The organism is Bacillus suaedaesalsae (assembly GCF_016890225.1).
GTDB lineage: Bacteria > Bacillota > Bacilli > Bacillales > SA4 > Bacillus_BS > Bacillus_BS suaedaesalsae.
On the sequence record NZ_JAFELM010000012.1, the window covers coordinates 77,339 to 100,278 of the forward strand.

Genomic DNA, 22,940 nt, shown 5'->3' on the forward strand with positions numbered 1-22,940 from the left:
TAAAACGTTATGTGTAATGGTTGGTAAAGAACTTTTTAAATGGATGGGTAAAAACAAGAGAAAATACATTATTATGATTAATATATGGAACTAAGGGAGACAGAAATAGATGGAACAAGACGTACAGAAGTTTAAGATTAAACACCCAACTGTAGAAGATGCGAAAGCTGTTACTGATTTGGTGGCATTATGCGATATTGAAGAAATAGGTGAACCTGATATAACATTGTCAGACGTACTTGATATGTGGAATTCTATTCAAATTCAAACAGATGCATGGATTGTGTTATCTAGCACGAATGAAATAATTGGTTATGGTTTTGTTGAGGTAACAGGAACTAGCAGAATGGATACATGTGTATTTGTCCATCCAGAATATAAATACCAGGGGATTGGCACCCTTTTACTAAAAAAAGTTGAGGAGCGAGCGAACATACTAGCGAAAGGTAAAGATGGTGAGCAAAGGTTAATGAATCAAATCCCCTTTACCAACAATGCTGCTAGAAATCTAGTTGAAGAAAGAGGATATCAATTCAGTAGGCTTTATGAAAGAATGAAAATTGAGTTAGAAGAGCAACCAAATGAGGCGCATTTACCAGAAGGAATAACGTTACGATCCTTTAAACCCGATCATGATGAAGAACCTCTATTCTCAATATACGACGAAACATTCCGAGATGCATGGGGTTATACGAAAAAGGATTATTCAACATGGATATCACAAAAAAAGGGAGAAGATTATGATCCAAGCCTTTGGTTTATTGTTTGGAAGGACACTAAACCAATAGGGTTTCTAATGAGTAGATTGCAAGAAGACGGATTATTTATTGATTTATTAGGGGTAAGTCGTGAATTTAGAAAACATGGAATAGGTAAGGCTTTGCTCCTTCATACATTTGGAATCGCATTCCAACGTAAGCAAAAAGCGATTATTTTATATGTAGACACCGATAGTCTAACAAATGCTAATCGCCTATACCAACAAGTGGGAATGAGACCACATTCACAAACAGCGGTTTATATGAAGGAACTTATTATTTAAGGCTCTTTTCTTAAAGATTGTTGCTATTTGGATAGCTCTGTTAAAACATTGAGTTGATTGGAGCGGAAGGCACTCGACTCCTGCGGGAGATAGAGGGAATCGTGAGACCCCGCAGGCGAGCCGAGGAGGCTCACGTCCCTCCCCGCGGAAAGCGTGTGCCTGAAGTGGAAATCAACGGACCTAAAATAAATTCTTTTTTTGTAAAAATAGCAACAAAGTATGCGAAAACAGCCTTATTTAATTATCCACATGTTAACACCACTGAACAGTACTCTTTATGTGGTGTTTTTTTATTTTAAGAGAAATTGAGCTCTGAACGTTATGTAGTTATATTGATAATGTTATTTTTTCTATTGGTCAGGTTAGTACAAGAAAAAAAGAATAAATAAACTACAGTAAGAGAATTATGTTATAATTTTACATATATGGAAATCGAGTGTAGAGAGTAGGTAGGTTGTTTATGGAAACAAGTGATAAAGTAACAATAACGGTAGAAACCACAGTTCATGCCCCGGTAGAAAAAGTATGGTTAGCTTGGACAGATCCTCAACAAATAACTAATTGGTATTTTGCTTCAGATGAATGGCATGCACCACATGCAAAAAATGATTTAAGGGTTGGCGGAGAATTTGTAACAAGAATGGAAGCTAAGGATAGAAGCTTTGGATTCGATTTTGGTGGAGTTTATGATGAAATTAGAATAAACGAATTCATTTCTTATGTACTAGGAGATGGGAGAAAAGTTACGGTTACATTCTTTGGGCAAGAAAACCAAACTAAAGTAATTCAAAACTTTGAAGCAGAAGCAGCGAATTCAATTGAGTTACAAAAAGCAGGTTGGCAGGCAATTCTAGATAACTTTAAAAAATATAATGAGCTTTGAGAATATATAATTAATAGGATACAGATTTAATCCATATAGTTTAATCGCTACTAGTAAACCTTCCTTATTGGAAGGTTTTTTACTAAATATTATAGATTATATGTATTTTCCTTGTGCTACTTATTTTTATGTTGAATGCGATATTTAAAGGGTTTTAATAACGATTGCTCAACTATACATTAAGATGAATGTTGGAATAGAATGGAGGGGACAAATTGAAAAAAATTAACTTATTATTCTTTCTAATGTTATTGATAAATGCTTGTTCATCGATTGAGAGTAATAATGTAGAAAGGGTAGAACTGAATTATTGGAAGAGTGAAGGTACAAAACCAAAAGGAGAAATTCTTCAAGATAAGAATAAGCTTCAAATGTTTGTAAATGCGGTTAATAATTCCGAGGAAATAGAAAAAGAAAAGATAATAAAAACGGAACCAATTTTATCTTTTTCCCTAGATTTAAGGGAAGGCGAAAGTGAAAATTACCATCTATGGATAACTATGAATAATGAAGGGTATATTCAACGTCTATATCCAGAGTCAAATGGAACCTTTAAGTTAGATAATAAATCAGTTAAAGAACTTAAAAGTTTTATTGAAGAGAAAGAAAATGCTTATCTAATTCCAAGTTCAATTGAGTTTGAAACACAAAATATGTTACAAGAACCTGGCATTGAGGGATATGTTGTAAAAAAAGAAGGGCATAGAATTCTTGTTGTTGACCCAGTACCTAAAGATTATAGTTCAACCGGGGGGACTAGTGAATTTCATAATGCTATATGGTTTTCAAATGCTCCTTTTGATTTACAGGTTGGTCAAAGAGTTAAAGTTTGGTTTGACTTTGTAGCGGAATCCTATCCAGGTCAATCTGAAGTGAAAAATATAGAAGTAATTTCAAAGTATCAACCTGAAAAGGCAGAGTTAGAAGAATCTGAGGCAATCCAAAAAGCACTAACTTCCAAGGATATAAACAAATACGAAGTTCAAATAATAATATCCACAGAGTATGAAGAGAAATCGGATATTTGGAATATCGAAATGAAACAAGGAGAAGAAACTGTTGATATAATAGTAGAGGATTAAAAAGCTTAATTTTTTTATATGGTAATGCGTGATAGTTAAATAAATAGGTATAAAACCAACACTAGAGTATAATCTCTAAGAGTTGGTTTTAAAATATTATGTATTATTTCGAATAGGCTGTAAAGCTTTGTCCACAGTGAGTGTGTTCTTCTGGTTTATTTCAGGTTTACGTGGAATGGGTGATACTAAGTTGTCAGGGTCATACCACGAAGTTGGCAAGGAAAGTGAACTTTTCGGCTGCCATGCTTGTATCCATTCTTGAGGAATAGGTTCTTTATAGATGGAAGATATTTCATTCATCTCTAGCCACACCATAGACCATGCTCGCGGAACAACTCTCCAAATATCATACCCTCCGCCACCTAGTGCAATCCATCTCCCTCCACAATATTGATGGGCGATTTTATGTGCGAGCTTTGGAATAGATTCATAGATTTTCATTGAGCACGATAAATGAGTCAGCGGATCAAGATGGTGAGCATCTGCGCCGTTTTGCGTAATAATGATATCAGGTTTGAAAAACGCTGCTATTTCCTGTAACGATGCTTCATATGCCTGTAAAAACGATTCATCTTCTGTAAATGCATCTAATGGAATGTTAAAGGAATAGCCATAACCATCTCCATATCCTCTTTCATGCACATTACCAGTACCGGGGAATAAATATCTCCCAGTTTCATGGATTGATAGTGTACAGACAGTAGGATCATCGTAAAATGCGAATTGTACACCGTCTCCATGATGAGCATCTGTATCTACATATAGGACACGAAGGTTGTAATTTTTTTGTATATATTTAATGGCAACGGCAATGTCGTTATATACACAAAACCCTGAGGCCTTTCCTCTAAATCCGTGATGAAGGCCACCTCCTAAATGAAGCGAATGGAGTGCACGGCCTGACATGATTGCATCTACCGCAGATAATGTGCCACCAACAATTCTCGCACTCGCCTCATGCATATTAGGGAAAATTGGGGTATCCTCCGTCCCGATTCCATAATTGGCTGCTTTTTCTTCAGACAATAATCCCAAGCCAGCATCCTTTACTGCTTGTATATACTCAACATCATGAAAAAGAGCAATTTCTTCATCGGTTGCCAATCTTGGGGCAATAATTGAATTATCACTAAGCTGATTCACGGATGTTAGTAAATCTTTAGACAAAGTGACTCTAACTTGATTGAAGGGATGGCTATTTGAAAAATTGTATTGCTCAATTTCACTTGAATAAACAAATACTGCAGAATCACTCATGTGTTACACCAGGAATTCTTGGCCATTGTACATCATAATGATGAGCATTAAGGTCTTCAATCAGAACAAGCGGATTCATTGTTTGAACACGAAATACGAGTGTCTTGTGCAGTTCATCAGTGGAAGGATAAACAAGGACACTTAATATATTTACTTTACGTTGTTTAATAATAGCGGCAACTTCTGAAAGCATGCCTGTTTTGTTTGGGACACGAATTTCGAGTTGTGATCCGGGTTGATTTGCACCGGTAAGCTGTACAAGTGTGTGCAACATGTCCGTTTCCGTAATAATTCCAACGAGCTTTTCATCTTTTACGATCGGAAGGCAGCCAATTTTATGCTCAAAAAAGATAGTGGATACTTCTTCTACAAAGTCTAATGGATGACCTGTAATGACATCTCTATTCATCACTTCACCCACTAGGGTTCGGTTCTCATCCCCATCAGCTAAAATATTACGGTATATATCTGATCTTGTAATGAGTCCTACAACTGCTAGTTTTTCATCTATTACTGGTAAATGTCTAATGCGATTTTCGAACATTAATAATTTTGCTTTTGCAATTATATCTGATTTAGAAAGAGTAATGACTTCCTTTTTCATTATTTCTTCAACAATCATCGTGATCCTCCTCTCCAAAAAAAGATGAGCATTTAATACATAAATCGATGTCGGAAACGAAGTCTATCAAATTGCTGAACAGATTCCTGTTTGACTCTTTTCCCGGTGCGTACCATTAAACAGTTAGCAGGGTGTGAGCTGATCTCTGGATCATCTGTTGCAAACCATTCAAGTCCACCGGCGTTCATCATCTTTTCCATGACTTTACGATATTCCCATACGTTTAAACCTGTCCCTTTAAGGTCCCAATGCCAGTAATACTCGGTTGTAATGACAATGTAGTCTTCCATTGCATCATCCATCATAGAAACTTTTAGGAGGTTTTTACCTACAGCCATGCCGCGATATTTTGGAATGACTTCTATCGCACCCAGCTCAATTAGGTCCTTCATGTTTCCTTCAGACCACCTTTCAAGTGGGTCAGGATATAAGTAGGTTACATACCCAACAATCGTATGACGGTCTCTCGCAATAATGATTCTACCTTCTGGTAACTTCGCTATTTCGATAAGAGCCTTATGCTGCTGTTCTGGAGTTCGAAAGGCTATTAAATCTTTATGATACTCATACGTAGCAATCTTTTCGGACGGAATGGGTCCTTCGATTATTAAGCTACCATGAATTGTTTTTAATTCCATTGCGTTGTATGTCTTTTTATGAAGCATTACATCACCGCCATTTGTATGTAGTCCCTTTCTATTATACATGAAATGTTTATTTAAAGCGCTTTCATTTATAAAAGAAAAGGAAAATTTAAGTGAATAGGTAGAGTAGTAGGAACCTATGCACTGCATTAATGGAATTTTTTTGAGTGTAAGAAATTTTTTAAAAATTGAGAAAAACAGTTTCATATACTATAATAGAATTGTGGATTTAACTTACATAAAGGGGGAGAAAACATGAAGTTGGAAGCGCTTCCTGCAATAAAGGGTAATTATAACCTTAAGGATTATGAAGAAACCTGTATGCAGTTTGACTGGAAGGAAGTTGAAGAGACCTTCACTTGGCACACTACAGGTAGAGTAAATATGGCATATGAGGCCATTGACAGACATGTACTCACGGCAAGGAAAAATAAAGTTGCCCTCTATTACAAAGACTCCTTCCGAGATGAGAAATATACATTTAAAGAAATGATGGAGTGGTCGAACAGAGCAGGAAATGTTCTGAAGCAGACTGCTGATGTAGAAAAAGGAGACCGCGTGTTTATCTTCATGCCACGTTCACCAGAGCTGTATTTCACTGTGTTAGGTGCAATTAAGCTAGGTGCAATTGTTGGACCATTATTTGAAGCCTTTATGGAAGGCGCAGTTCGTGACAGATTGCAAGATAGTGAGGCAAAAGTGCTTGTCACAACACCACAATTATTAGAAAGAGTTCCGTTAGAAGATCTCCCAGCTCTAAAACATGTTATTTTAGTAGGAGACAACGTAGAAGAAAATGATATATTTATAGATTTTCATGCAAGAATGAAGACGGCTAGTAAGAATTTAACGATTGAATGGGTATCAAGAGAAGATGGGTTAATTCTTCACTATACGTCTGGCTCAACCGGGAAGCCAAAAGGAGTTCTGCATGTTCATAATGCGATGATACAGCATTATCAAACAGCAAAATGGGTGCTTGATATTAAGGAAGAAGATATTTACTGGTGTACAGCTGATCCAGGCTGGGTAACAGGTACTTCGTATGGTATTTTTGGTCCATGGCTTGCAGGAGCATCCAACGTTATTGTTGGCGGACGTTTTAGCCCAGAAGCCTGGTATGAAACAATCGAAAACTATGGTGTAACGGTTTGGTATAGTGCTCCTACAGCGTTCCGTATGTTAATGGGAGCGGGAGATGAAATTGTTAAAAAGTATGATCTTCGTTCATTACGCCATGTTATAAGTGTTGGTGAACCACTAAACCCTGAAGTAGTAAGATGGGGAGTGAAAGTATTCAACCAAAGAATTCATGATTCATGGTGGATGACAGAAACAGGCGCGATGTTAATCTGTAACTACCCATCAATGGAAATAAAGCCTGGATCAATGGGGAAACCAATCCCTGGTGTGAAGGCAGCGATCGTTGATGATCAAGGAAATGAACTTCCTCCAAACCGTATGGGCAACTTGGCGATTAAAAAAGGCTGGCCGTCCATGATGAATACGATTTGGAATAACAAAGAAAAATATGAATCTTACTTTATGCCTGGAGACTGGTACGTGTCAGGAGATTCTGCTTACATGGATGAAGATGGTTATTTCTGGTTCCAAGGTCGTGTGGATGATGTGATTATGACATCTGGTGAGAGAGTAGGACCTTTTGAAGTTGAAAGTAAATTAGTGGAACATCCTGCGATTGCTGAAGCTGGTGTAATCGGAAAGCCGGACCCAGTACGTGGGGAAATTATAAAAGCATTTATTGCTCTTCGCCATGGATACGAAGCTTCTGATGAACTAAAAGAAGAGATTCGTACCTTCGTAAAGAAGGGGCTGGCTGCACATGCTGCTCCAAGAGAAATTGAATTTAAAGAGAAACTTCCAAAAACACGTAGTGGTAAGATCATGAGACGCGTATTAAAAGCGTGGGAATTAAATTTACCTACCGGTGATTTATCGACGATGGAAGATTAATAGTGAGGACTCCCTGGCCAAGTAGCTAGGGAGTTTTGTAATTTAGATATGAATCTATTTGGTTGGTTATAAGAAAATTCCAAGATATATAGTACAAATAACTGAGCAGCTCGTTTAAATATAATTGAAAAAAATCGTCCAAAATATACGTGAAAAAGATTGCTGAAACAAACAATAGCCTCCAGTTGGAGGCTATTGTTTGTTATTTTTTCTTTTTTCCACCGTCTCCTTCACCAGGTGGTGGCTCTGGAGGATCTGGAACAACAGGTGGTTCAATTGGTGGCGGATCCGTCGGCGGTGGATCTGCCGGTTTTTCCTTCTGCCAATCACCCATTAATACATGTTTAGATGGTGCAGATTCTCTTCCTGCCAGGTCTACAGCTGTTACATAGTAAGCAGCAACAGTAGAGTTTACAGGGAATCCACCATTTTTAATTAATTGGTCAACCGTTATGCTTCCAACTTTTACAAAATTGGTAGAGAAGTTATCAGCTCTATAAATTCTGTAACCAATAATATCGTTATGTGAGTGTCTCGCCCAAGCTAGCTTGCCTGATCCGATGGACACTTTATCCACTGGTGTTGGAACTGCACCGTTTTCTTTAATCATGTCTTCCTCAGGAACCACGATGTTTTCCCAAATCGCGCCTTTTGGAATAAGTTCCATTAAATCCTGAACATTCGCTAAGTTGTTTTCTTCTAGGAAGGACTTCTTAATCATGACACCTTCTTGAGTAAATTCTGCTGGCGAATTAGGAAGGGCACGATATACTTTATCACCAATTACGATGTATTTCCCTTTTTCGAGCGTATCATCAACTTTTTTCGGAACGAATTTCGCATTGAATAAATCTGTTCCAACTAAGCCAGCTTCTTGACATAATGCTGAAGGTAATAAACCGGAAATCTTACAATAAGATCTACTCACAATACCACCAGGCATTTTGAAGTTTGTTGCAGGCTTTATTAGCTCAGGTCTAATATCATAAGCTGCATTCATTAACTGTGCCCACAGCATTTGGTTTCGTTGAGAATAAGAATATCCTTTGTATGATCTTTCAAGTGACATAGGCTTATCGTACCCAAGCCATAGTCCAAATGAAATGTTTGGATTGGATGCTACAAACCAAGCATCTTTATAATCTTGAGATGTACCTGTTTTACCAGCGAAGTCTGATGAGAATTTTAATCTAGATCTTACCCCTGCTGCAGTACCACTGCTTAATACATCTCTCATAATATCAATAGTTAAATAGGCTGTTTGTGGAGAAAATACCTCAACTTCTTCACTTGCATGTTGATATAATACTTCTCCATCTTTTGTTTCAATTTTCTCAATCAGATAGGCATCTACAAACTTACCACCATTTGCAAAAGTTGCATAAGCATTTGTATTCTCTTCAACAGTAACCCCGTTTGTAATTCCACCTAATGATAAAGAAGGAATTTCATAATCAACTGGAGTTAGAGAAGTGAATCCCATTTTTTCTAAATACGTAGCAGGTCGCTGATTGATAATTTTCATATAAGTTAATGCAGCTGGAACGTTGTGTGATTTAGCTAAAGATTCACGAATGGTTACTAAACCATAGTGACGGTTACTAAAGTTTTTCGCCCAAATATTAACCCCTTTTACATCAGCAACGACCGTACCTGGTTGAACTGCACCAAGCTCCATTGCAGGTGCATAAGCAACGAGTGGCTTCATCGTTGATCCATTAGAGCGAGGACCATCGGTAAGAGCGTGGTTTACTGCTTCTCGCTTGTGATCACGTCCTCCAACAAAACTGATAATTCTACCAGTCTTGTTTTCAATTAGAACTGCTCCAACTTCAACTGGTTGAACAACCTTTTCTACTTCACCAGTTTCTTCATTTTTCTTTTCAATTACTTTGTCACTACCGTAATATTGATATTCTTTTGCTATCTTCTGATGAACATCATAAATTTCTTTATCGATAGTAGAATGGATTTTATACCCTTTTTGTCTCATTGTAAGATCAGCAAGAGTATTGTAGGATTTTTTTAATTCTTTATCTTTGTCAAGATCTTCTCTTTCATATCCATCCTTCTCGGCTAATTGATAGGCTATGATTTCAGCAGCGCGTACCTCAATTTCCTCCGTCAACCAAGGATAGTTCTCGATGGGGGATTCTTTAGGTGGCGCAAAGCTAGCTTTTAAATCAAACGATATGGCCTCATCGTATTGCTCTTTTGTGATTTTACCAGCGCTAAGCATACGATTTAGAACAGTTTTTAAACGATTCATACCTGGTTCTAAATTTTCCTTAATCGTTCCATCATTTTTAAATGGTGTGTATCCAAATGGACTTTGTGGTAATCCGGCAATAAAGGCAGCTTGTGCAAGGTTTAAATCCTTTGCTTCTACACCGAATATACCTTTTGCAGCTGTTTGAACACCGGCAATGTTAGCACCCGAGCTATTACGACCAAAGGTAGCCATGTTTAAATACGTTTCAAGAATTTCTTCTTTTTCAAAGAATTGTTCTAATCGAAGTGCAAGCAAAATTTCCTTTGCTTTACGTTCGAACGATACTTCACTTGAAAGAATTTGGTTTTTTATGAGCTGTTGTGTTAAGGTACTTCCACCTGTTTGAGTCTGAGTGTTCAATACCTCTTGTAATAATGCACGGAGTATTGCCTTTGGAACAACTCCATTATGCTCATAAAAATATTGGTCTTCTGTTGCGATAACTGCATCAATCACATATGGAGAGATATCCTTTAATGGAATTTCTTCTCGATCTAAATCTGAACGTGATTTACCAAGATATACGTTGCTTGCAAAATATAGTTCAGTAGTTTCTTCGTAGTTGTAAATATCTTTTTTCATACTTTCATAGCTTCTGACTGGTTCATCTTTTACAAGAGAGGCAAAGTAACCTGCACCTGCTCCACCGGCAAAAGAAACTCCGATTAAGCCAATGACGATAAATACTAAAAATAAGTTCCAAATTACTTTGTATGAAATTGAAAAAAATGTAGCCGTTTTCTTACTTAGTAAGGCATCTTTTGCCGTTAGAAAGTATTCTTTTATCATCGATTTATTTATCTTCATAACACTCCCCCTAAAATCTGTTAATATTATACCACATTACGATTAGACTTTTATAGACACATAATGACATATATGATGAAAAAACAACCATTTAATGGAATTATATCCTTGTTCTATCGATTTGACAGTATGATTTTAATATGATATTAAATGTAGTAAGCTATTTATTAATAAAATATGAATGAGCAATGATAGGATTCAGTAATGAGTTATTCCCTGTTTTAGAGAGCTGATGGTTGGTGAAAATCAGTACATAATAACACATGAAATACACCCTTGAGCATCTTTTGTGAAGTATTGAGTAGCAAAAGACGGTAGATACCGTTACATTTTCTTGAGTGGAAAGATATATTCTTTCAACAAGGGTGGTACCGCGATGACAAACTCGTCCCTTTTTTAGGGAGGAGTTTTTTTGTTTTTTAATGAAAAATAGGAAGGAGCTAAACATCATGGAATTATTAAAAGATCTTGAATTTAGAGGACTTATTCATCAAGCAACAGATTTAGAAGGATTAGAAAAGGTATTAAGAGAGGAGAGCATTAAGTTATATTGTGGTTTTGACCCGACTGCAGATAGTTTACATATCGGTAACTTATTGGCAATTGTAACACTTAGACGTTTTCAGTTGGCTGGCCATTCACCTGTAGCGTTAGTAGGAGGAGCAACTGGATTAATTGGTGACCCTAGTGGAAAAGCGAATGAACGTACATTAAATTCAGCAGATGTAGTGGTGGAGTTTACAGACAAAATTAGAGGTCAGCTTTCAGGGCTCCTAGATTTTGAAAATGAAGAAAATCCAGCTACGATTGCTAACAACTATGACTGGATTGGAAAACTGGATGTTATTTCTTTCCTTCGTGATGTTGGGAAAAGTTTTGGTTTAAATTACATGCTTGCGAAGGACTCAGTAAACTCACGTCTGGAAGCAGGAATCTCGTTTACTGAATTTAGTTACATGATCCTGCAATCATACGATTTCTTAAAGCTGTATGAAAATGAAGGAGTGCGTTTGCAAATTGGCGGAAGCGACCAGTGGGGAAATATTACGGCAGGTTTAGAATTAATAAGAAAGTCTATCGAAGATTCAAAGGCATTTGGTCTAACAACTCCACTTGTAACAAAAGCAGATGGTACGAAATTTGGTAAAACAGAATCCGGCACAATTTGGTTAGATAGTACGAAAGTATCTCCTTATGAATTCTACCAATTCTGGATTAACACAGATGACCGAGACGTAATCACATTCTTAAAATACTTCACATTCCTAACGCAAGAAGAAATTGCTAAATTAGAAAAGGAAATGCTAGAAGCACCAGAGAAGAGAGCTGCACAAAAGGCATTAGCAGAAGAAGTGACGAAGTTTGTACACGGTGAGGAGGCTTTAAATCAAGCCATCCGTATTACAGAAGCATTGTTTAACGGAAGTATTTCAGCTTTAACAGGAGAAGAAATCAAGCAAGGCTTTAAAGATGTTCCGTCACATGAGTTAAAGAAGGAAGATGAGCCGAACCTTGTGGATGTTCTTGTTGAAAGTAAAATTGCACCATCAAAAAGGCAAGCTCGAGAAGATGTTACGAACGGGGCAATTTATATTAACGGTGAAAGAATACAAGAGATAGATTACGTTCTTTCATCGAAGGATAGAATTGAAAATGAATTTACGGTTATTCGTAGAGGGAAAAAGAAATATTATTTATTAAAGTTTTTATAGTGCAAATTCATAAACGTATAAAAAGCGCTTGAATGATAAATTATTCAAGCGTTTTTTTGTAATGTTTATTTCCTTTAATCGTCTAATTAATAGAAGGAGGGGAATTTATTGGAGGAGGATTCAGTTACCGAATGGTTTCACTTATATGAAAAAGATGTAACTAGTTTTTTAGTTTACTATACTGGCTCATTAGAAGTAGAAGATATTGTTCAAGAAACCTTTTTAATTGCGATTAAAAAGATTGCCAAGTATGAAGGGAAGTCATCTCCTAAAACATGGCTTATTTCGATTGCTAGAAATCTAGTAATAGATCAACATCGTAGAAAAAAAGTATGGAACAAAATTAAACATATTCTCCAGGTAGAGAATGCAGACACACATCGTATAGAAGAAAATGCAATGAAGAAGTTAGAACAGGATCAATTGTATCGGGCAATCGAACAACTTTCTTCCCCCTATAAGGAGGTAGTCATTTTAAGAGGGATCTTGGAATTGTCATCAGTTGAAACTAGTGAAGTACTTACTTGTAGTTCAAATAAGGTAAATGTTATGTATCATCGGGCACTAAAAAAATTAAAAGGAATTTTAGAAAAGGAGGGCTTTCAATATGGAAGATCTTCATAATCAATTGAAAAGATTACCGAAACATTCATTAAGTAGTGAACAAAAGCAACGTATACAATTGAATTTGAACAATAAAAATGTTCTTAAAAAGCCAAGGGAAAAATTCGTTGCTATCGTTTCATTAGTAATGGTAAGCATGTTATTTTCAATTTTTGCTATTACAGAACTTCAAGAGACTCACAAGCGGGGGAGTAATCTCGTGGGAATACAAGAGGGTAAGGTGTTTAATTCGGATTCTACAGAGTTATTTGGAATAGAGGGGAAAATAGGTCTTATAGGTATAACTCCTTTTGTTGCGGAGGATCTAAGACGTGTCTCGAAAATAATAGTTCTATACTGGGATAATTCAGAGGAATTGGCTGGAAAAGATTATAGAATTGAAGCAACAAACATAAAGAATGAGAAACTCATCCTCTCGGAAGGAATTTTAAATTCACCAATGGGTAATGAAAGTGCTAATGCCTTAATGAGTTTTAACCCGTTTCCAAAAGAAGGAATATGGCTCTTATCCTTTTATGTAGAAGATCAATTGTTTGAAGAGTTTACACTGGATGTTCTTCCTCCTTTTCCTAAAACGAAACATTATACGTTAACTTCTTCTCCAAAAGAATTAATAGAGGGCGAAGAGGTTCAATTTAGTATTGAAAGTTCATGGAAGGAGAAAAATGAAATTGAAGTGAAATTGATGAATGAAAAGAAGGAAGTAGTGGATTTACAAACGTTCCATCATGATGCACTGTATTATGATGCGAAAACTGGTGACCCGATATATTCCTTTACTGGTACGCTAACCTTTCCTAACAAAGGGACATGGAAATTAGAGATAGATGGAGAAGTTTCAAATTCTTTTACGAATTAACTAGAGTATAAAGAATAGAAGTACTGAACTGTTAATTAGTACTTCTATCCTTTATATCATTCATTAAACACTACTGTTCGCTGCAGCTGAATTTCGTTTTTGAATGTTACTAACTCCCATGACAACGGCAATTAGTTCATGTGAAGATAAATGCTCGGAATGATTCATTAACCTAAAAGCTGGTGACGAGAAGAAACCACTAACCTTCTCAAAACTTCCAACTAAATTTGAATTCATATCGTAAATATCATATTTCCGCGAAAACGCCTCTGATTCTATCATATACATTCCACGGTCCATCGCGTGGTATTGATATTTTTTTGTGAAAAATGAAAATTTCGCTTTTAACTCACCTAGCTCCTGCTGATGGTAGTCAGAGACAATCCATCTATTTCCGAAAAAAGTGAATTTTCCAGTGACTATATGTTCACCCTTATCATTTAACACTTCAATACTTGAAGAAAAAGCACTCTTTAAATCCAATTCTCCAACCTTTTCTTTTGCCTCATTGTATATATCGGTTTTCCCACTTGAAAAGAAATTATCGGAGAAATATAAAGAATTGTTCATCATAATTATCCCCTCTCGTTGTAGTTTTTCTACCTTTTATACGTTTTACAAATCAGAAAGTTTCAAGTAGTTTGAGATAAGAGTAAAATCTTCCTCCGTTATCTCACTAGATAATAGATCCTCAAATGCATGATAGAGTGGCTGTAGCTCATCTTCATTGTTTACGAGTTTCATCGCATTAGTATAGGATTTTTCATCTTTGTACATGTGGAATTCAATCCATTTGGATTCATCATGTATGCTTTTTAAAATCAACGAATGCCCATCAATATACTTTTTATAAATAGATGCAGACTTTTGATGTATAGATAAAAGTTCTTTTTCTTTATCTTTTTTTATGTGATACGAATAAGCTTTCGTAAACATCATTCTTTGAAGGAGCAAACTGCTAATGGATTTCCTTCTAAGTCATCAAACGCAAACCATTTTACACCTGCTTCATCATGAATGGGTTCAACCTGTACATCATGTTTTCTTAAGTGATGGTGAACCGCTTCAATATCTGGTGAGAAGAAATTAAAGGTTACGTTAGTACCTTTAGCTTTATCAGAAGAACGAACTAGTGTTAATGGAGTCTCTCCTATATTGAGTGCAGCATAGCCTCCTTTTTCATCCTTCCAACGTAAAGTAAAATCTAATACTGTGCAGTACCAATCAATTGCTTTATCAAAATCTATCACTTTTAAAAACACGGTATCAATACGTTTAAATAATTCAGACATGCGAGACCTCCAAAGGATTGTTTAAGTATGAATTTCACTTAATAGAAATAAAATCCTCCTAAAAATTCACAAAGTTTTAAAAGTAATATAAATTACTTTTAAAAGTAAAAATAATTGTTGCTTTTAAGCGTAACTTATATTACCTTATAAAGTAAGGGGGTGCAAATAATGGAAGATTTACGATTGAATGTTGCCTTATTACGAAGAAAAGTACCAAATCTAACAACTGCGGCTCGTTCTGTAGGATTACGCCCGGCTACTGTTTCGAACCTTTGTACCGGAAAAATTCCTGTTGGAAGATCAGAGGTTCGAACATTAGTTGCGTTAGCAGAATTAGCGGATTGTAGCTTGGATGAATTGATCATTAGAGGGGAGAAGGTTGACATGATTGAGACGAAGATTAAGGTACTAGATTTATTCGCGCCATTAGCAAAAGGTGGAACTGTTGGATTAGTGGCGCGTCCTGGTATGGGGCAGGTAGTCGTGTTAGCAGAATTATTTCATCGATTAAAGCAAGATGGTTATGTAACTGCAATTCTATTGCCCGAGGTTGAATCTCCAGATTTGAATGAGATTATCGATAGTGTAGATATTGTAGCGCGTTCGATCGAGGAAGCATATGAAGAGATGGCATCTAGAGGGAAAGAAAGCGAGATCATATTTGCCTCTGACAGAAGTCATGTCGTTTCTGGAAACATTCAAGAGTTACAAGAAAGACTTGAAGCTGTCGGAGTGAATACAGTCACAACTCTTTTACTTGATTTAAGGGGTGAGGCAGTAGACGAGGACTTACCGTATGGACCACTAGAGACATTATTACAATTTGATGCTGACCTAGCAGCAAGACATAAGTATCCAGCCGTTAATCCAGTCTACTCAACATCTTCAGTACTTGAAGGGGCACACCTAGATCAACAACACCTTTCCGTTCAACAACGTGCGCAAAAGTTATTAAGACGTTACCGAGAATTACGTTCATTAGTTAACGTAGGTGGTCTAGAGAGGTTACCTGCGACCGAAGTACAAACGTATAAACGAGGAGAACGATTAGAGGCCTATTTAACTCAACCGTTCTATGTAGCTGAAGCATTCACAGGACAAAAGGGGGAGTCAGTTGCACTCCAAGATACATTGCAAGATGTTCGGAAAATTTTAGATGGCGCAGCAGATTCTACAGAAGTAGAGGCACTAACATTTAAAGGGAAGTTAAGTTTGGAAGTGTAAGGTTGAGTATAATGTTGTAGATAGCCTATTTGAGTAAGTTTGTTATTACTCAAATAGGCTTTTTGTTTTAATATGTATCTAATTCAGAGAATAAGGATAATTTTTACATGAAAACAAAGGCAATTTATTTTCAAATCCAGTTAATTTAACAATCAATTCAACGAGATTAAGTTTTTTTAGGCGAGTGTATCTCTAATCCGACGATAATTTGCGAGTTTTCGGCGAAATTAGCTATTTATCCGGCGAAAATGGGCAATCCATCCGACGATAGAAAGATTAATTCTATCACTTATTTTATTAATCGACGAAACCATATTAACATTCGCCTATTCAAAGCATAATTCGGCGATCCTAAGCGTACAGATATTGTCTCCCGAGATATTAAAAAATTTGCAAACAAAAATCCCGATTGGAAAATCCAATCGGGATGTAAGCTTATTAACGAGAATAGAATTCTACGATTAATGCTTCGTTGATTTCAGCTGGTAGTTCAGAACGCTCAGGAAGACGAGTGAAAGTTCCTTCTAACTTGTCAGCATCAAAAGTTAAGTAGTCAGGTACGAAGTTGTTTACTTCAACTGCTTCTTTAACTGCAACAAGGTTACGAGACTTTTCACGTACAGCAATTGTTTGACCAGGCTTTACGCGGTATGATGGGATATCAACGCGTCCACCATCAACAGTGATGTGACCGTGGTTAACTAACTGACGTGCAGCACGACGAGTACGAGCTAATCCTAGACGGTAAACTAGGTTGTCAAGACGTGATTCTAAAAGAATCATGAAGTTTTCACCAAGGATACCATTAATTTTTCCAGCTGCATCAAAAGTGCGGCGGAATTGACGCTCATTTACTCCGAACATGTGACGAAGTTTTTGCTTTTCTTGAAGTTGTAAACCGTATTCAGAAATCTTTTTACGTTGGTTTGGACCATGTTGTCCAGGAGCGTAAGGACGCTTTTCTAATTCTTTCCCAGTACCGCTTAAAGAGATACCAAGGCGACGAGATAATTTCCAGCTAGGACCTGTATAACGAGCCATGTGATGACTCCTCCTTCAATTGTTTTTATTTTGCATAAAATAAAAACAGTAGTAGATCTCTGATTATGTTCATTTTACCGTTCATATACCCTCGCTCCAGCAGCACGGAGTTACTCGATATACCACATTTTAAAAGGAATTGGGAAGAACAAAGTCCTCAACCTATACCCTAAAATGGGGATAAAATGATGCACAAACTGTCTACATAGGCTGCGATATTTTACACAAAGGCTATTATATATCTTTTTCTAGCATCATGTCAAGAACACTATGAATAATACTTAAGAGTAGAAATTTCAATTTCAATCAAATTTATCGTGAAAACTAGAAAAAGTCTTGTACAAATAGTCCATTTCTAATTACTGGTATGGTATAATTAATTAGTATGTATTTGAAAAATTCTATTAAATATGTAGAGAAAGATTGTGGGTGAAGTGGATGAGAAACCGACAATTAAATATAGAAGAATTAAAAGGGCACTTTTATGATCTTTTATTAGAGGAAACCATTTCTAGAGAAACTATAGTTGCTGAGTTTCTTCAGAGAATTCAACACTTCCTTACAGCGATTTCAGTCAATCATTATGTATATGATGAATACAATCATCAATTTGTTTTAACTTCTAACGTGGACAAGCATCCGATCCTGCATAACATAAATGACACCATGCCTTTTTTTCCGTTACTTCAAGAAGGAAAGGTATATACCGAAAGTCATACCTCAAGTCAATTAATCTACATACCAATACGATATAATGAGAAACATGATGAGCTGCTTTCCATTAATATAATAACTAATGAACCACTAAACCTCGAATGGGAACACCTTGCGAAAGTTTGTGAACAGTTCCTTTCAAAATTAACAAAACTCATTGAGTTATCTGATGGAGAAAGACGTTCAAAGCTTTTATATAAGGTAACTTCAAAGTTCCATTCTACGATGGACACAGAAGAAGTACTTTCAGAAATTATCTCGACTTTAAAAGAGGAATATCCGAATTTTACCTATTATTTACTTTTGTCACATGATCATACGAACTCAACTGAACTACCAATAAAAGAATTACAATATGATGATTCGAACATATCTGCGGCTCAAGCGTATGTTACAGGTGAAATTCAACTAGAGGATTCAATGGAAGATAAAACATCTTCACTTTATGCTCCATTAAAAGGAAAACAAGGCGTTTATGGAGTCTTGCAAGTAATTTCTTCAAATTCGTTAATTTTTCCGAATGAAGAAGTAAAGTTTATTTCTTTATTAGCTCAAACAGCTGGAAGCGCTTTAGAAAATGCAAAGCTTTATCAGCAATCGAAACAATTAATTTCCGATTTACAATTAATAAATGAAACATCTCATCAATTAAATTCTAATTTACGATTAAATGAAGCCATGAATTACATGTCGCAGCAAATTATCGAGTCTTTCGATGCGATGGAAGTGGGCTTCATCTTATTTGATAATAATGGTTCACCAACTTTGCTACCAGGTAGCACAGACTATTTTACGAGTGATAGCCATGCACAGTTACTTATCCAATATTTATATGATCAGATTAATAAAGAAAAAGAAGCGATGTTCGTTGGTGATGTAAAGTTAAACGAAATACCGTGTTCTTTCCGATCAGTTATGGCTGTTCCAATGATTCAGGAAGGAATATTACGTGGAATCGCAACCGTTTTGCATAAGGAATCATATTTCTTTACTTTTGAAACCTTCAAGCTTGTTCAGTCTTTGATTTATCATTCTACATTAGCAGTAACAAATTCAATGCTTCGTGAAGAGTTAGAAAATCTTGTGATAACAGATTTCTTAACAAAGCTACACACGAGAAAATATTTAAATGAAAGCATTGAAAAATCAATGGAGGCCGACGCCTTTGGTACGTTCTTACTAATTGATATTGATAACTTCAAGCAAGTTAATGATACGTATGGACATCAAGTTGGTGATGAAATTTTAAAGCAAGTAGCACTAATTATTAAAGATAATATTAGAGAATTTGATATCGGAGCAAGATGGGGCGGAGAAGAACTGTCCATCTATTTACCGAGAGTAGATATACAGGCTGGTGTCGCAGTAGCTAATCGTCTTGTGCAGAGGGTTGAACAGCTAACGAAGCCGAACATTACCATTTCTTGTGGAGTAAGCCATTGGAAGCAAGGCCAACCTGATAACCCTGTGACATTATTTAAACGCGCAGATGAAGCGTTATATTTAGCGAAAGAAACAGGGAAGAACCGGGTAAATGTCCAGTTGTACATAGGAAATTAATGAAATAAAAAGCATCTCTAAATAGAGGTGCTTTATTTCTAAAATAAAAAGAAAGCGTTTTCAAAAATATATTTTTGACATATTCTAGTAAGTAGGGAGGCGGAATAATAATGGAAAGCAAAAAGAAATTTCAAACGAATGCCATTCATGGTACGTACAAATCGGAGCAGCACTTTGGAAGTCTGACTCCGCCATTATTTCAAACTTCAACGTTTGTGTTTGATACAGCTGAGCAAGGGGAACATCGATTTTTAGGCGAAGAACCAGGGATGATTTACTCTAGATTAGGTAATCCAACTGTCCAACTATTAGAGGAACGTTTGGCCCTTTTAGAAAGTGGAGAAAAAGCATTAGCGTTTGGATCTGGGATGGCGGCTGTGTCTGCCGTATTGCTTCATTACGTAAAGGAAGGCAGTCATATTATTTGTTCTAGAGGAATTTATGGATGTACTTACGGTTTATTAAAATGGCTTCAGGAGAAGTTCCGTATAACCTTTGATTTATCCGATTTAGACTCTGAAGAAGAGATTAGATCTAAAATTACGAATAAAACGGTTTGTATATTTTTGGAAACTCCTATTAATCCGACGATGAAAATTATCTCGTTAAAGACAGTTACAAAGGTAGCGAAGGAGCAGGGAATTCCAGTGGTGGTAGATAATACATTTTGTTCACCATATTTACAACGACCATTAGAGCAAGGGTGTGACATCGTACTTCATAGTGCTACCAAATATATAGGTGGACATGGTGATGTTGTTGGTGGAATCATTGTTGGAAGCGAAGAAGTGATGAATAATATTGCAAGTCATGTTCGAAAAGATATCGGTGGTATTATGTCACCATTTGATGCATGGCTTTTAATTAGAGGGTTAAAGACACTACATGTTCGAATGGATCGTCATTGTGAAAATGCCGAGAAAATTGCTTCGAGATTGCAAAAGAACGAGAAAGTAGATAAAGTGATTTACCCAAGTTTATTTGAAGGTAAGAATGCTGAAATAGTTAAGGAACAGATGACCAAATCGGGTGGCGTTATTTCCTTTACAGTTCGAGGTGGAAAAGAGCAGGCTCAAAAGCTATTAAATCATGTATCACTTTTAAAGGTAGCTGTTAGTTTAGGAGACACCGAGACTCTTATCCAACACCCAGCATCTATGACTCATGCGATCGTTCCGAAAGAAGAACGGGAGAAAATGGGGATCGTAGATAATCTAATTAGATTATCAGTTGGATTAGAAGATTGGGAAGATATTTGGGGTGACCTAGAGAACGCGTTGAATCAAATATAAATTTAATAGAGACTGGGACATAAGTATTTTCAGTCAATGATAAACCCGAACTATTAGGCGATATTTAAAGAAGCTTTCACCTAATAGTTCGGGTCTTTAATTGTTGCTTTAGATTTGTTTGATTTCCTATACAATTTTTAAGAACTAGTGGAATGGAGCGGAAGACACTCGACTCCTGCGGGAAATAGAGGAAAGGCTGAGACCCCACAGGCGAAGCCGAGTTATCATGAACGAAACTAGCTCCTTACTCGTAACATCGTAGGTTAATTTGGTTAGAATGTTTACTGGTAAAAACAAACCAAATCAGAGCTACATTACGGAAGGAGCTAGTTATTATGAAGGATACCATAAAATATGTAGGTTTAGACGTATCAAAAGAAAAAATTGCAGTTGCGATCGCGGATGAGGGGCGAGAAGAGCCGAGATACTGGGGAGTAATTCCTCACACACCAGAAGCAGTTAGGAAATTAATAAATAAACTTGGAAACACCGAGACTCTTCGAGTCTGTTATGAAGCCGGTCCAACTGGATACCCACTATATAGATTATTACTTTCCCTAGGTGTTCATTGTGATGTGATAGCCCCATCTCTCATACCTAAAAGACCAGGTGAACGTATTAAGACAGATCGTAGAGACTCTATTCGACTGGCTCAGTTATATCGAGCAGGAGAATTAACTAACATCTATGTTCCAAACGAAGAGGATGAAGCTCTCCGTGATCTTGTAAGATGTCGTGAAGATGCAAAAGAAGATGAACTTAGGGCAAGGCACCGTTTGAGTAAATTTTTGCTTCGTAATAACATTAAGCCACCGTCAGGTGTGAACAAATGGACGGTCAAATATCGTAGATGGCTGGATGCATTAAAATTTGAAAGCTCCAAACTACGTGTGGTCTTTCAAGAATATTATCATCAATTGAAAGAGCTAGAACAACGAATTTTAAGACTAGAGGAAGAAATTAGAGTTCAGGCAACGGAGGGCGTACACGCCCCAACCATTCAAGCCTTACAATCACTAAGAGGTGTAGCTCTTATTACTGCGACTAGTCTTGTAGCGGAGATAGGTTCTTTCAAACGTTTCTCATCACCAACACAATTAATGGCCTATATTGGTTTAATACCAAGTGAATACTCAAGTGGTGAAAGAAGAATACAAGGGAGCATCACAAAAACAGGGAATCGTCATGTACGACGCTTATTAGTAGAAGCTGCATGGAGTTATCGTTATCAACCGTCAGTTAAAGGAGAATTGATGAGACGACAAAATGGACAGTCCCCCACTATTCAAGCGATATCCTGGAAAGCACAAAACCGACTTCATAAAAAGTATTACCGATTATTATCAAGAGGAAAAGAAAGTGGAAAAGCAATTACTGCAGTTGCCAGAGAATTAGCTGGTTTTATTTGGGCTATTACACAAGAGGTAGAAGAAGTAAAAAACGCTAGTTTTTGATCTTACAAGTTGTCATGTTACGGTGATATAGGTATTATTGATCCATTTTTTATGTATGGCTTTAATTTCACACGAATAATTTACGAAGAAAGATAGATGATTGAGAACAGGGCTCGAAGGCAAAGAAAAAAACCGGAAAGGAAAACCCACGTGGCCTCCTCTGTGCTATATCTAAATAGATTAACGCACGTGCCGAGTTAGTGGATTAGTCCTTTATACGGAAAGATAAAATGTGAAAACCCACGGATATCAGAGCGTAAACCGCAGTAGAGATTTTTGCCTTCGTGCCGTGTTCTTAACTTCTATTCAAGTCAAAAAAAGGAGAAAGGAACAGATTCCTTCTATAGCTTAATGGAGTCTCTCACTTCTTTGTATGACAGTCAAGGAGACCACTTGACAGACATACAAAGAAGTGAGAAGTGGTCAGTAAGCTAAAGAAGGAGCTATTCTAGCCAGAATGGCTTGCTAACTAACAAAATCAAGAAAAGAAGCCGTAAATAGCTTCTCTTCTTAGAGTTGGTCAAAAGACAATCCAAACCTGGTGAAGAGTGGGAGCCTTGACAGTTTCGTTCATATCAGGAGGCT

At 36.6% G+C, this 22,940-nt stretch carries 19 protein-coding genes and 1 other annotated feature; of the genes, 11 read left to right on the forward strand and 8 right to left on the reverse strand.

The annotated features are described in order from the left end of the window. Positions 1-109: 109 nt before the first annotated feature. The 3 genes from JR050_RS01795 (at position 110) to JR050_RS01805 (ending at position 3,007) form a co-directional block, all read left to right on the forward strand. Positions 110-1,042, forward strand: a complete 933-nt coding sequence (locus JR050_RS01795) for a GNAT family N-acetyltransferase (protein ID WP_204201801.1) — start codon at positions 110-112, stop codon at positions 1,040-1,042. A gap of 460 nt (positions 1,043-1,502) precedes the next feature. Further along, complete coding sequence (locus JR050_RS01800; RefSeq protein WP_204201802.1) at positions 1,503-1,925, forward strand: SRPBCC family protein; 423 nt, start codon at positions 1,503-1,505, stop codon at positions 1,923-1,925. Between the two features lie 215 nt (positions 1,926-2,140). Further along, positions 2,141-3,007 carry a YobA family protein gene (locus tag JR050_RS01805; protein WP_204201803.1) on the forward strand — a complete coding sequence of 289 codons (867 nt, stop codon included), beginning with the start codon at positions 2,141-2,143 and terminating at the stop codon, positions 3,005-3,007. A gap of 96 nt (positions 3,008-3,103) precedes the next feature. Here the strand turns inward: JR050_RS01805 and JR050_RS01810 are convergent, their stop codons facing one another. The 3 genes from JR050_RS01810 to JR050_RS01820 are packed head-to-tail and all read right to left on the reverse strand — an operon-like array spanning position 3,104 to position 5,551. Further along, positions 3,104-4,264 carry an acetoin utilization protein AcuC gene (locus JR050_RS01810; RefSeq protein WP_204201804.1) on the reverse strand — a complete coding sequence of 387 codons (1,161 nt, stop codon included), beginning with the start codon at positions 4,262-4,264 and terminating at the stop codon, positions 3,104-3,106. Further along, on the reverse strand, positions 4,257-4,886 hold the full coding sequence (locus JR050_RS01815) for an acetoin utilization AcuB family protein (protein ID WP_204201805.1): 630 nt from the start codon (positions 4,884-4,886) through the stop codon (positions 4,257-4,259). The genes JR050_RS01810 and JR050_RS01815 overlap by 8 nt, the downstream gene beginning before the upstream one ends. 32 nt (positions 4,887-4,918) lie before the next feature. Continuing rightward, on the reverse strand, positions 4,919-5,551 hold the full coding sequence (locus JR050_RS01820; RefSeq protein WP_204201806.1) for a GNAT family N-acetyltransferase: 633 nt from the start codon (positions 5,549-5,551) through the stop codon (positions 4,919-4,921). Between the two features lie 234 nt (positions 5,552-5,785). Here JR050_RS01820 and acsA point away from each other — a divergent pair, with 234 nt between their 5' ends. Beyond that, positions 5,786-7,504 (forward strand): acetate--CoA ligase, encoded by a 1,719-nt coding sequence (acsA, locus tag JR050_RS01825; RefSeq protein ID WP_204201807.1) that lies wholly within the window; start codon positions 5,786-5,788, stop codon positions 7,502-7,504. A 202-nt stretch (positions 7,505-7,706) separates the two neighbouring features. Here the strand turns inward: acsA and JR050_RS01830 are convergent, their stop codons facing one another. Then, a complete protein-coding gene (locus JR050_RS01830) occupies positions 7,707-10,583 on the reverse strand; it encodes a transglycosylase domain-containing protein (RefSeq protein WP_204201808.1) in 2,877 nt (958 codons plus the stop codon). Positions 10,584-10,762: 179 nt separating this feature from the next. After that, positions 10,763-10,979: a binding site (T-box leader), on the forward strand. 53 nt (positions 10,980-11,032) lie between these two features. On the opposite strand from JR050_RS01830, the gene tyrS reads away from it, so the two are divergent. The 3 genes from tyrS (at position 11,033) to JR050_RS01845 (ending at position 13,778) form a co-directional block, all read left to right on the forward strand. After that, entirely contained in the window at positions 11,033-12,295 is a 1,263-nt protein-coding gene (gene tyrS / locus JR050_RS01835; protein WP_204201809.1) for a tyrosine--tRNA ligase, read from the forward strand. 108 nt (positions 12,296-12,403) lie between these two features. Further along, on the forward strand, positions 12,404-12,919 hold the full coding sequence (locus JR050_RS01840; protein ID WP_204201810.1) for an RNA polymerase sigma factor: 516 nt from the start codon (positions 12,404-12,406) through the stop codon (positions 12,917-12,919). Further along, positions 12,903-13,778 carry a hypothetical protein gene (locus JR050_RS01845; protein WP_204201811.1) on the forward strand — a complete coding sequence of 292 codons (876 nt, stop codon included), beginning with the start codon at positions 12,903-12,905 and terminating at the stop codon, positions 13,776-13,778. Before JR050_RS01840 ends, JR050_RS01845 begins: the two co-directional genes overlap by 17 nt. A 63-nt stretch (positions 13,779-13,841) precedes the next feature. Here the strand turns inward: JR050_RS01845 and JR050_RS01850 are convergent, their stop codons facing one another. From JR050_RS01850 to JR050_RS01860, 3 genes are read right to left on the reverse strand one after another with little or no spacing between them, the layout of a single operon-like run. Then, the gene (locus JR050_RS01850) at positions 13,842-14,351 is read right to left on the reverse strand and encodes an LURP-one-related family protein (RefSeq protein ID WP_239454027.1); all 510 of its coding nucleotides are present in this window, start codon (positions 14,349-14,351) and stop codon (positions 13,842-13,844) included. A gap of 42 nt (positions 14,352-14,393) precedes the next feature. Beyond that, on the reverse strand, positions 14,394-14,717 hold the full coding sequence (locus tag JR050_RS01855) for a hypothetical protein (RefSeq protein ID WP_204201812.1): 324 nt from the start codon (positions 14,715-14,717) through the stop codon (positions 14,394-14,396). Then, entirely contained in the window at positions 14,714-15,070 is a 357-nt protein-coding gene (locus JR050_RS01860) for a VOC family protein (RefSeq protein WP_204201813.1), read from the reverse strand. The genes JR050_RS01855 and JR050_RS01860 overlap by 4 nt, the downstream gene beginning before the upstream one ends. Before the next feature lie 168 nt (positions 15,071-15,238). Between JR050_RS01860 and JR050_RS01865 the strand changes: the two genes are divergently transcribed. Next, a complete protein-coding gene (locus JR050_RS01865; RefSeq protein ID WP_204201814.1) occupies positions 15,239-16,294 on the forward strand; it encodes an ATP synthase beta subunit C-terminal domain-containing protein in 1,056 nt (351 codons plus the stop codon). A 438-nt stretch (positions 16,295-16,732) separates the two neighbouring features. On the opposite strand, the gene rpsD is transcribed toward JR050_RS01865, so the two are convergent. Further along, positions 16,733-17,335 (reverse strand): 30S ribosomal protein S4, encoded by a 603-nt coding sequence (gene rpsD / locus JR050_RS01870; RefSeq protein WP_204201815.1) that lies wholly within the window; start codon positions 17,333-17,335, stop codon positions 16,733-16,735. A 438-nt stretch (positions 17,336-17,773) separates the two neighbouring features. Here rpsD and JR050_RS01875 point away from each other — a divergent pair, with 438 nt between their 5' ends. The 3 genes from JR050_RS01875 to JR050_RS01885 all read left to right on the forward strand — a co-directional run bounded on the left by JR050_RS01875 (position 17,774) and on the right by JR050_RS01885 (position 22,355). Further along, a complete protein-coding gene (locus JR050_RS01875) occupies positions 17,774-19,609 on the forward strand; it encodes a sensor domain-containing diguanylate cyclase (RefSeq protein WP_204201816.1) in 1,836 nt (611 codons plus the stop codon). A gap of 107 nt (positions 19,610-19,716) precedes the next feature. Next, the gene (gene megL / locus JR050_RS01880) at positions 19,717-20,901 is read left to right on the forward strand and encodes a methionine gamma-lyase (RefSeq protein ID WP_430392842.1); all 1,185 of its coding nucleotides are present in this window, start codon (positions 19,717-19,719) and stop codon (positions 20,899-20,901) included. Between the two features lie 335 nt (positions 20,902-21,236). Then, the gene (locus tag JR050_RS01885; RefSeq protein ID WP_204201818.1) at positions 21,237-22,355 is read left to right on the forward strand and encodes an IS110 family RNA-guided transposase; all 1,119 of its coding nucleotides are present in this window, start codon (positions 21,237-21,239) and stop codon (positions 22,353-22,355) included. Positions 22,356-22,940: the final 585 nt, after the last annotated feature.

Excerpts from the sequence above, each read along its gene's own strand:
- JR050_RS01830 (WP_204201808.1), bottom strand. The coding sequence starts at position 10,583 with ATGAAGATAAATAAATCGATGATAAAAGAATACTTTCTAACGGCAAAA.
- JR050_RS01885 (WP_204201818.1), top strand. The coding sequence starts at position 21,237 with ATGAAGGATACCATAAAATATGTAGGTTTAGACGTATCAAAAGAAAAA.
- JR050_RS01795 (WP_204201801.1), top strand. The coding sequence starts at position 110 with ATGGAACAAGACGTACAGAAGTTTAAGATTAAACACCCAACTGTAGAA.
- JR050_RS01820 (WP_204201806.1), bottom strand. The coding sequence starts at position 5,551 with ATGCTTCATAAAAAGACATACAACGCAATGGAATTAAAAACAATTCAT.
- JR050_RS01845 (WP_204201811.1), top strand. The coding sequence starts at position 12,903 with ATGGAAGATCTTCATAATCAATTGAAAAGATTACCGAAACATTCATTA.
- JR050_RS01855 (WP_204201812.1), bottom strand. The coding sequence starts at position 14,717 with ATGATGTTTACGAAAGCTTATTCGTATCACATAAAAAAAGATAAAGAA.
- JR050_RS01860 (WP_204201813.1), bottom strand. The coding sequence starts at position 15,070 with ATGTCTGAATTATTTAAACGTATTGATACCGTGTTTTTAAAAGTGATA.
- JR050_RS01875 (WP_204201816.1), top strand. The coding sequence starts at position 17,774 with ATGAGAAACCGACAATTAAATATAGAAGAATTAAAAGGGCACTTTTAT.
- tyrS (WP_204201809.1), top strand. The coding sequence starts at position 11,033 with ATGGAATTATTAAAAGATCTTGAATTTAGAGGACTTATTCATCAAGCA.
- rpsD (WP_204201815.1), bottom strand. The coding sequence starts at position 17,335 with ATGGCTCGTTATACAGGTCCTAGCTGGAAATTATCTCGTCGCCTTGGT.
- JR050_RS01810 (WP_204201804.1), bottom strand. The coding sequence starts at position 4,264 with ATGAGTGATTCTGCAGTATTTGTTTATTCAAGTGAAATTGAGCAATAC.
- acsA (WP_204201807.1), top strand. The coding sequence starts at position 5,786 with ATGAAGTTGGAAGCGCTTCCTGCAATAAAGGGTAATTATAACCTTAAG.
- JR050_RS01800 (WP_204201802.1), top strand. The coding sequence starts at position 1,503 with ATGGAAACAAGTGATAAAGTAACAATAACGGTAGAAACCACAGTTCAT.
- JR050_RS01850 (WP_239454027.1), bottom strand. The coding sequence starts at position 14,351 with ATGATGAACAATTCTTTATATTTCTCCGATAATTTCTTTTCAAGTGGG.
- JR050_RS01865 (WP_204201814.1), top strand. The coding sequence starts at position 15,239 with ATGGAAGATTTACGATTGAATGTTGCCTTATTACGAAGAAAAGTACCA.
- JR050_RS01815 (WP_204201805.1), bottom strand. The coding sequence starts at position 4,886 with ATGATTGTTGAAGAAATAATGAAAAAGGAAGTCATTACTCTTTCTAAA.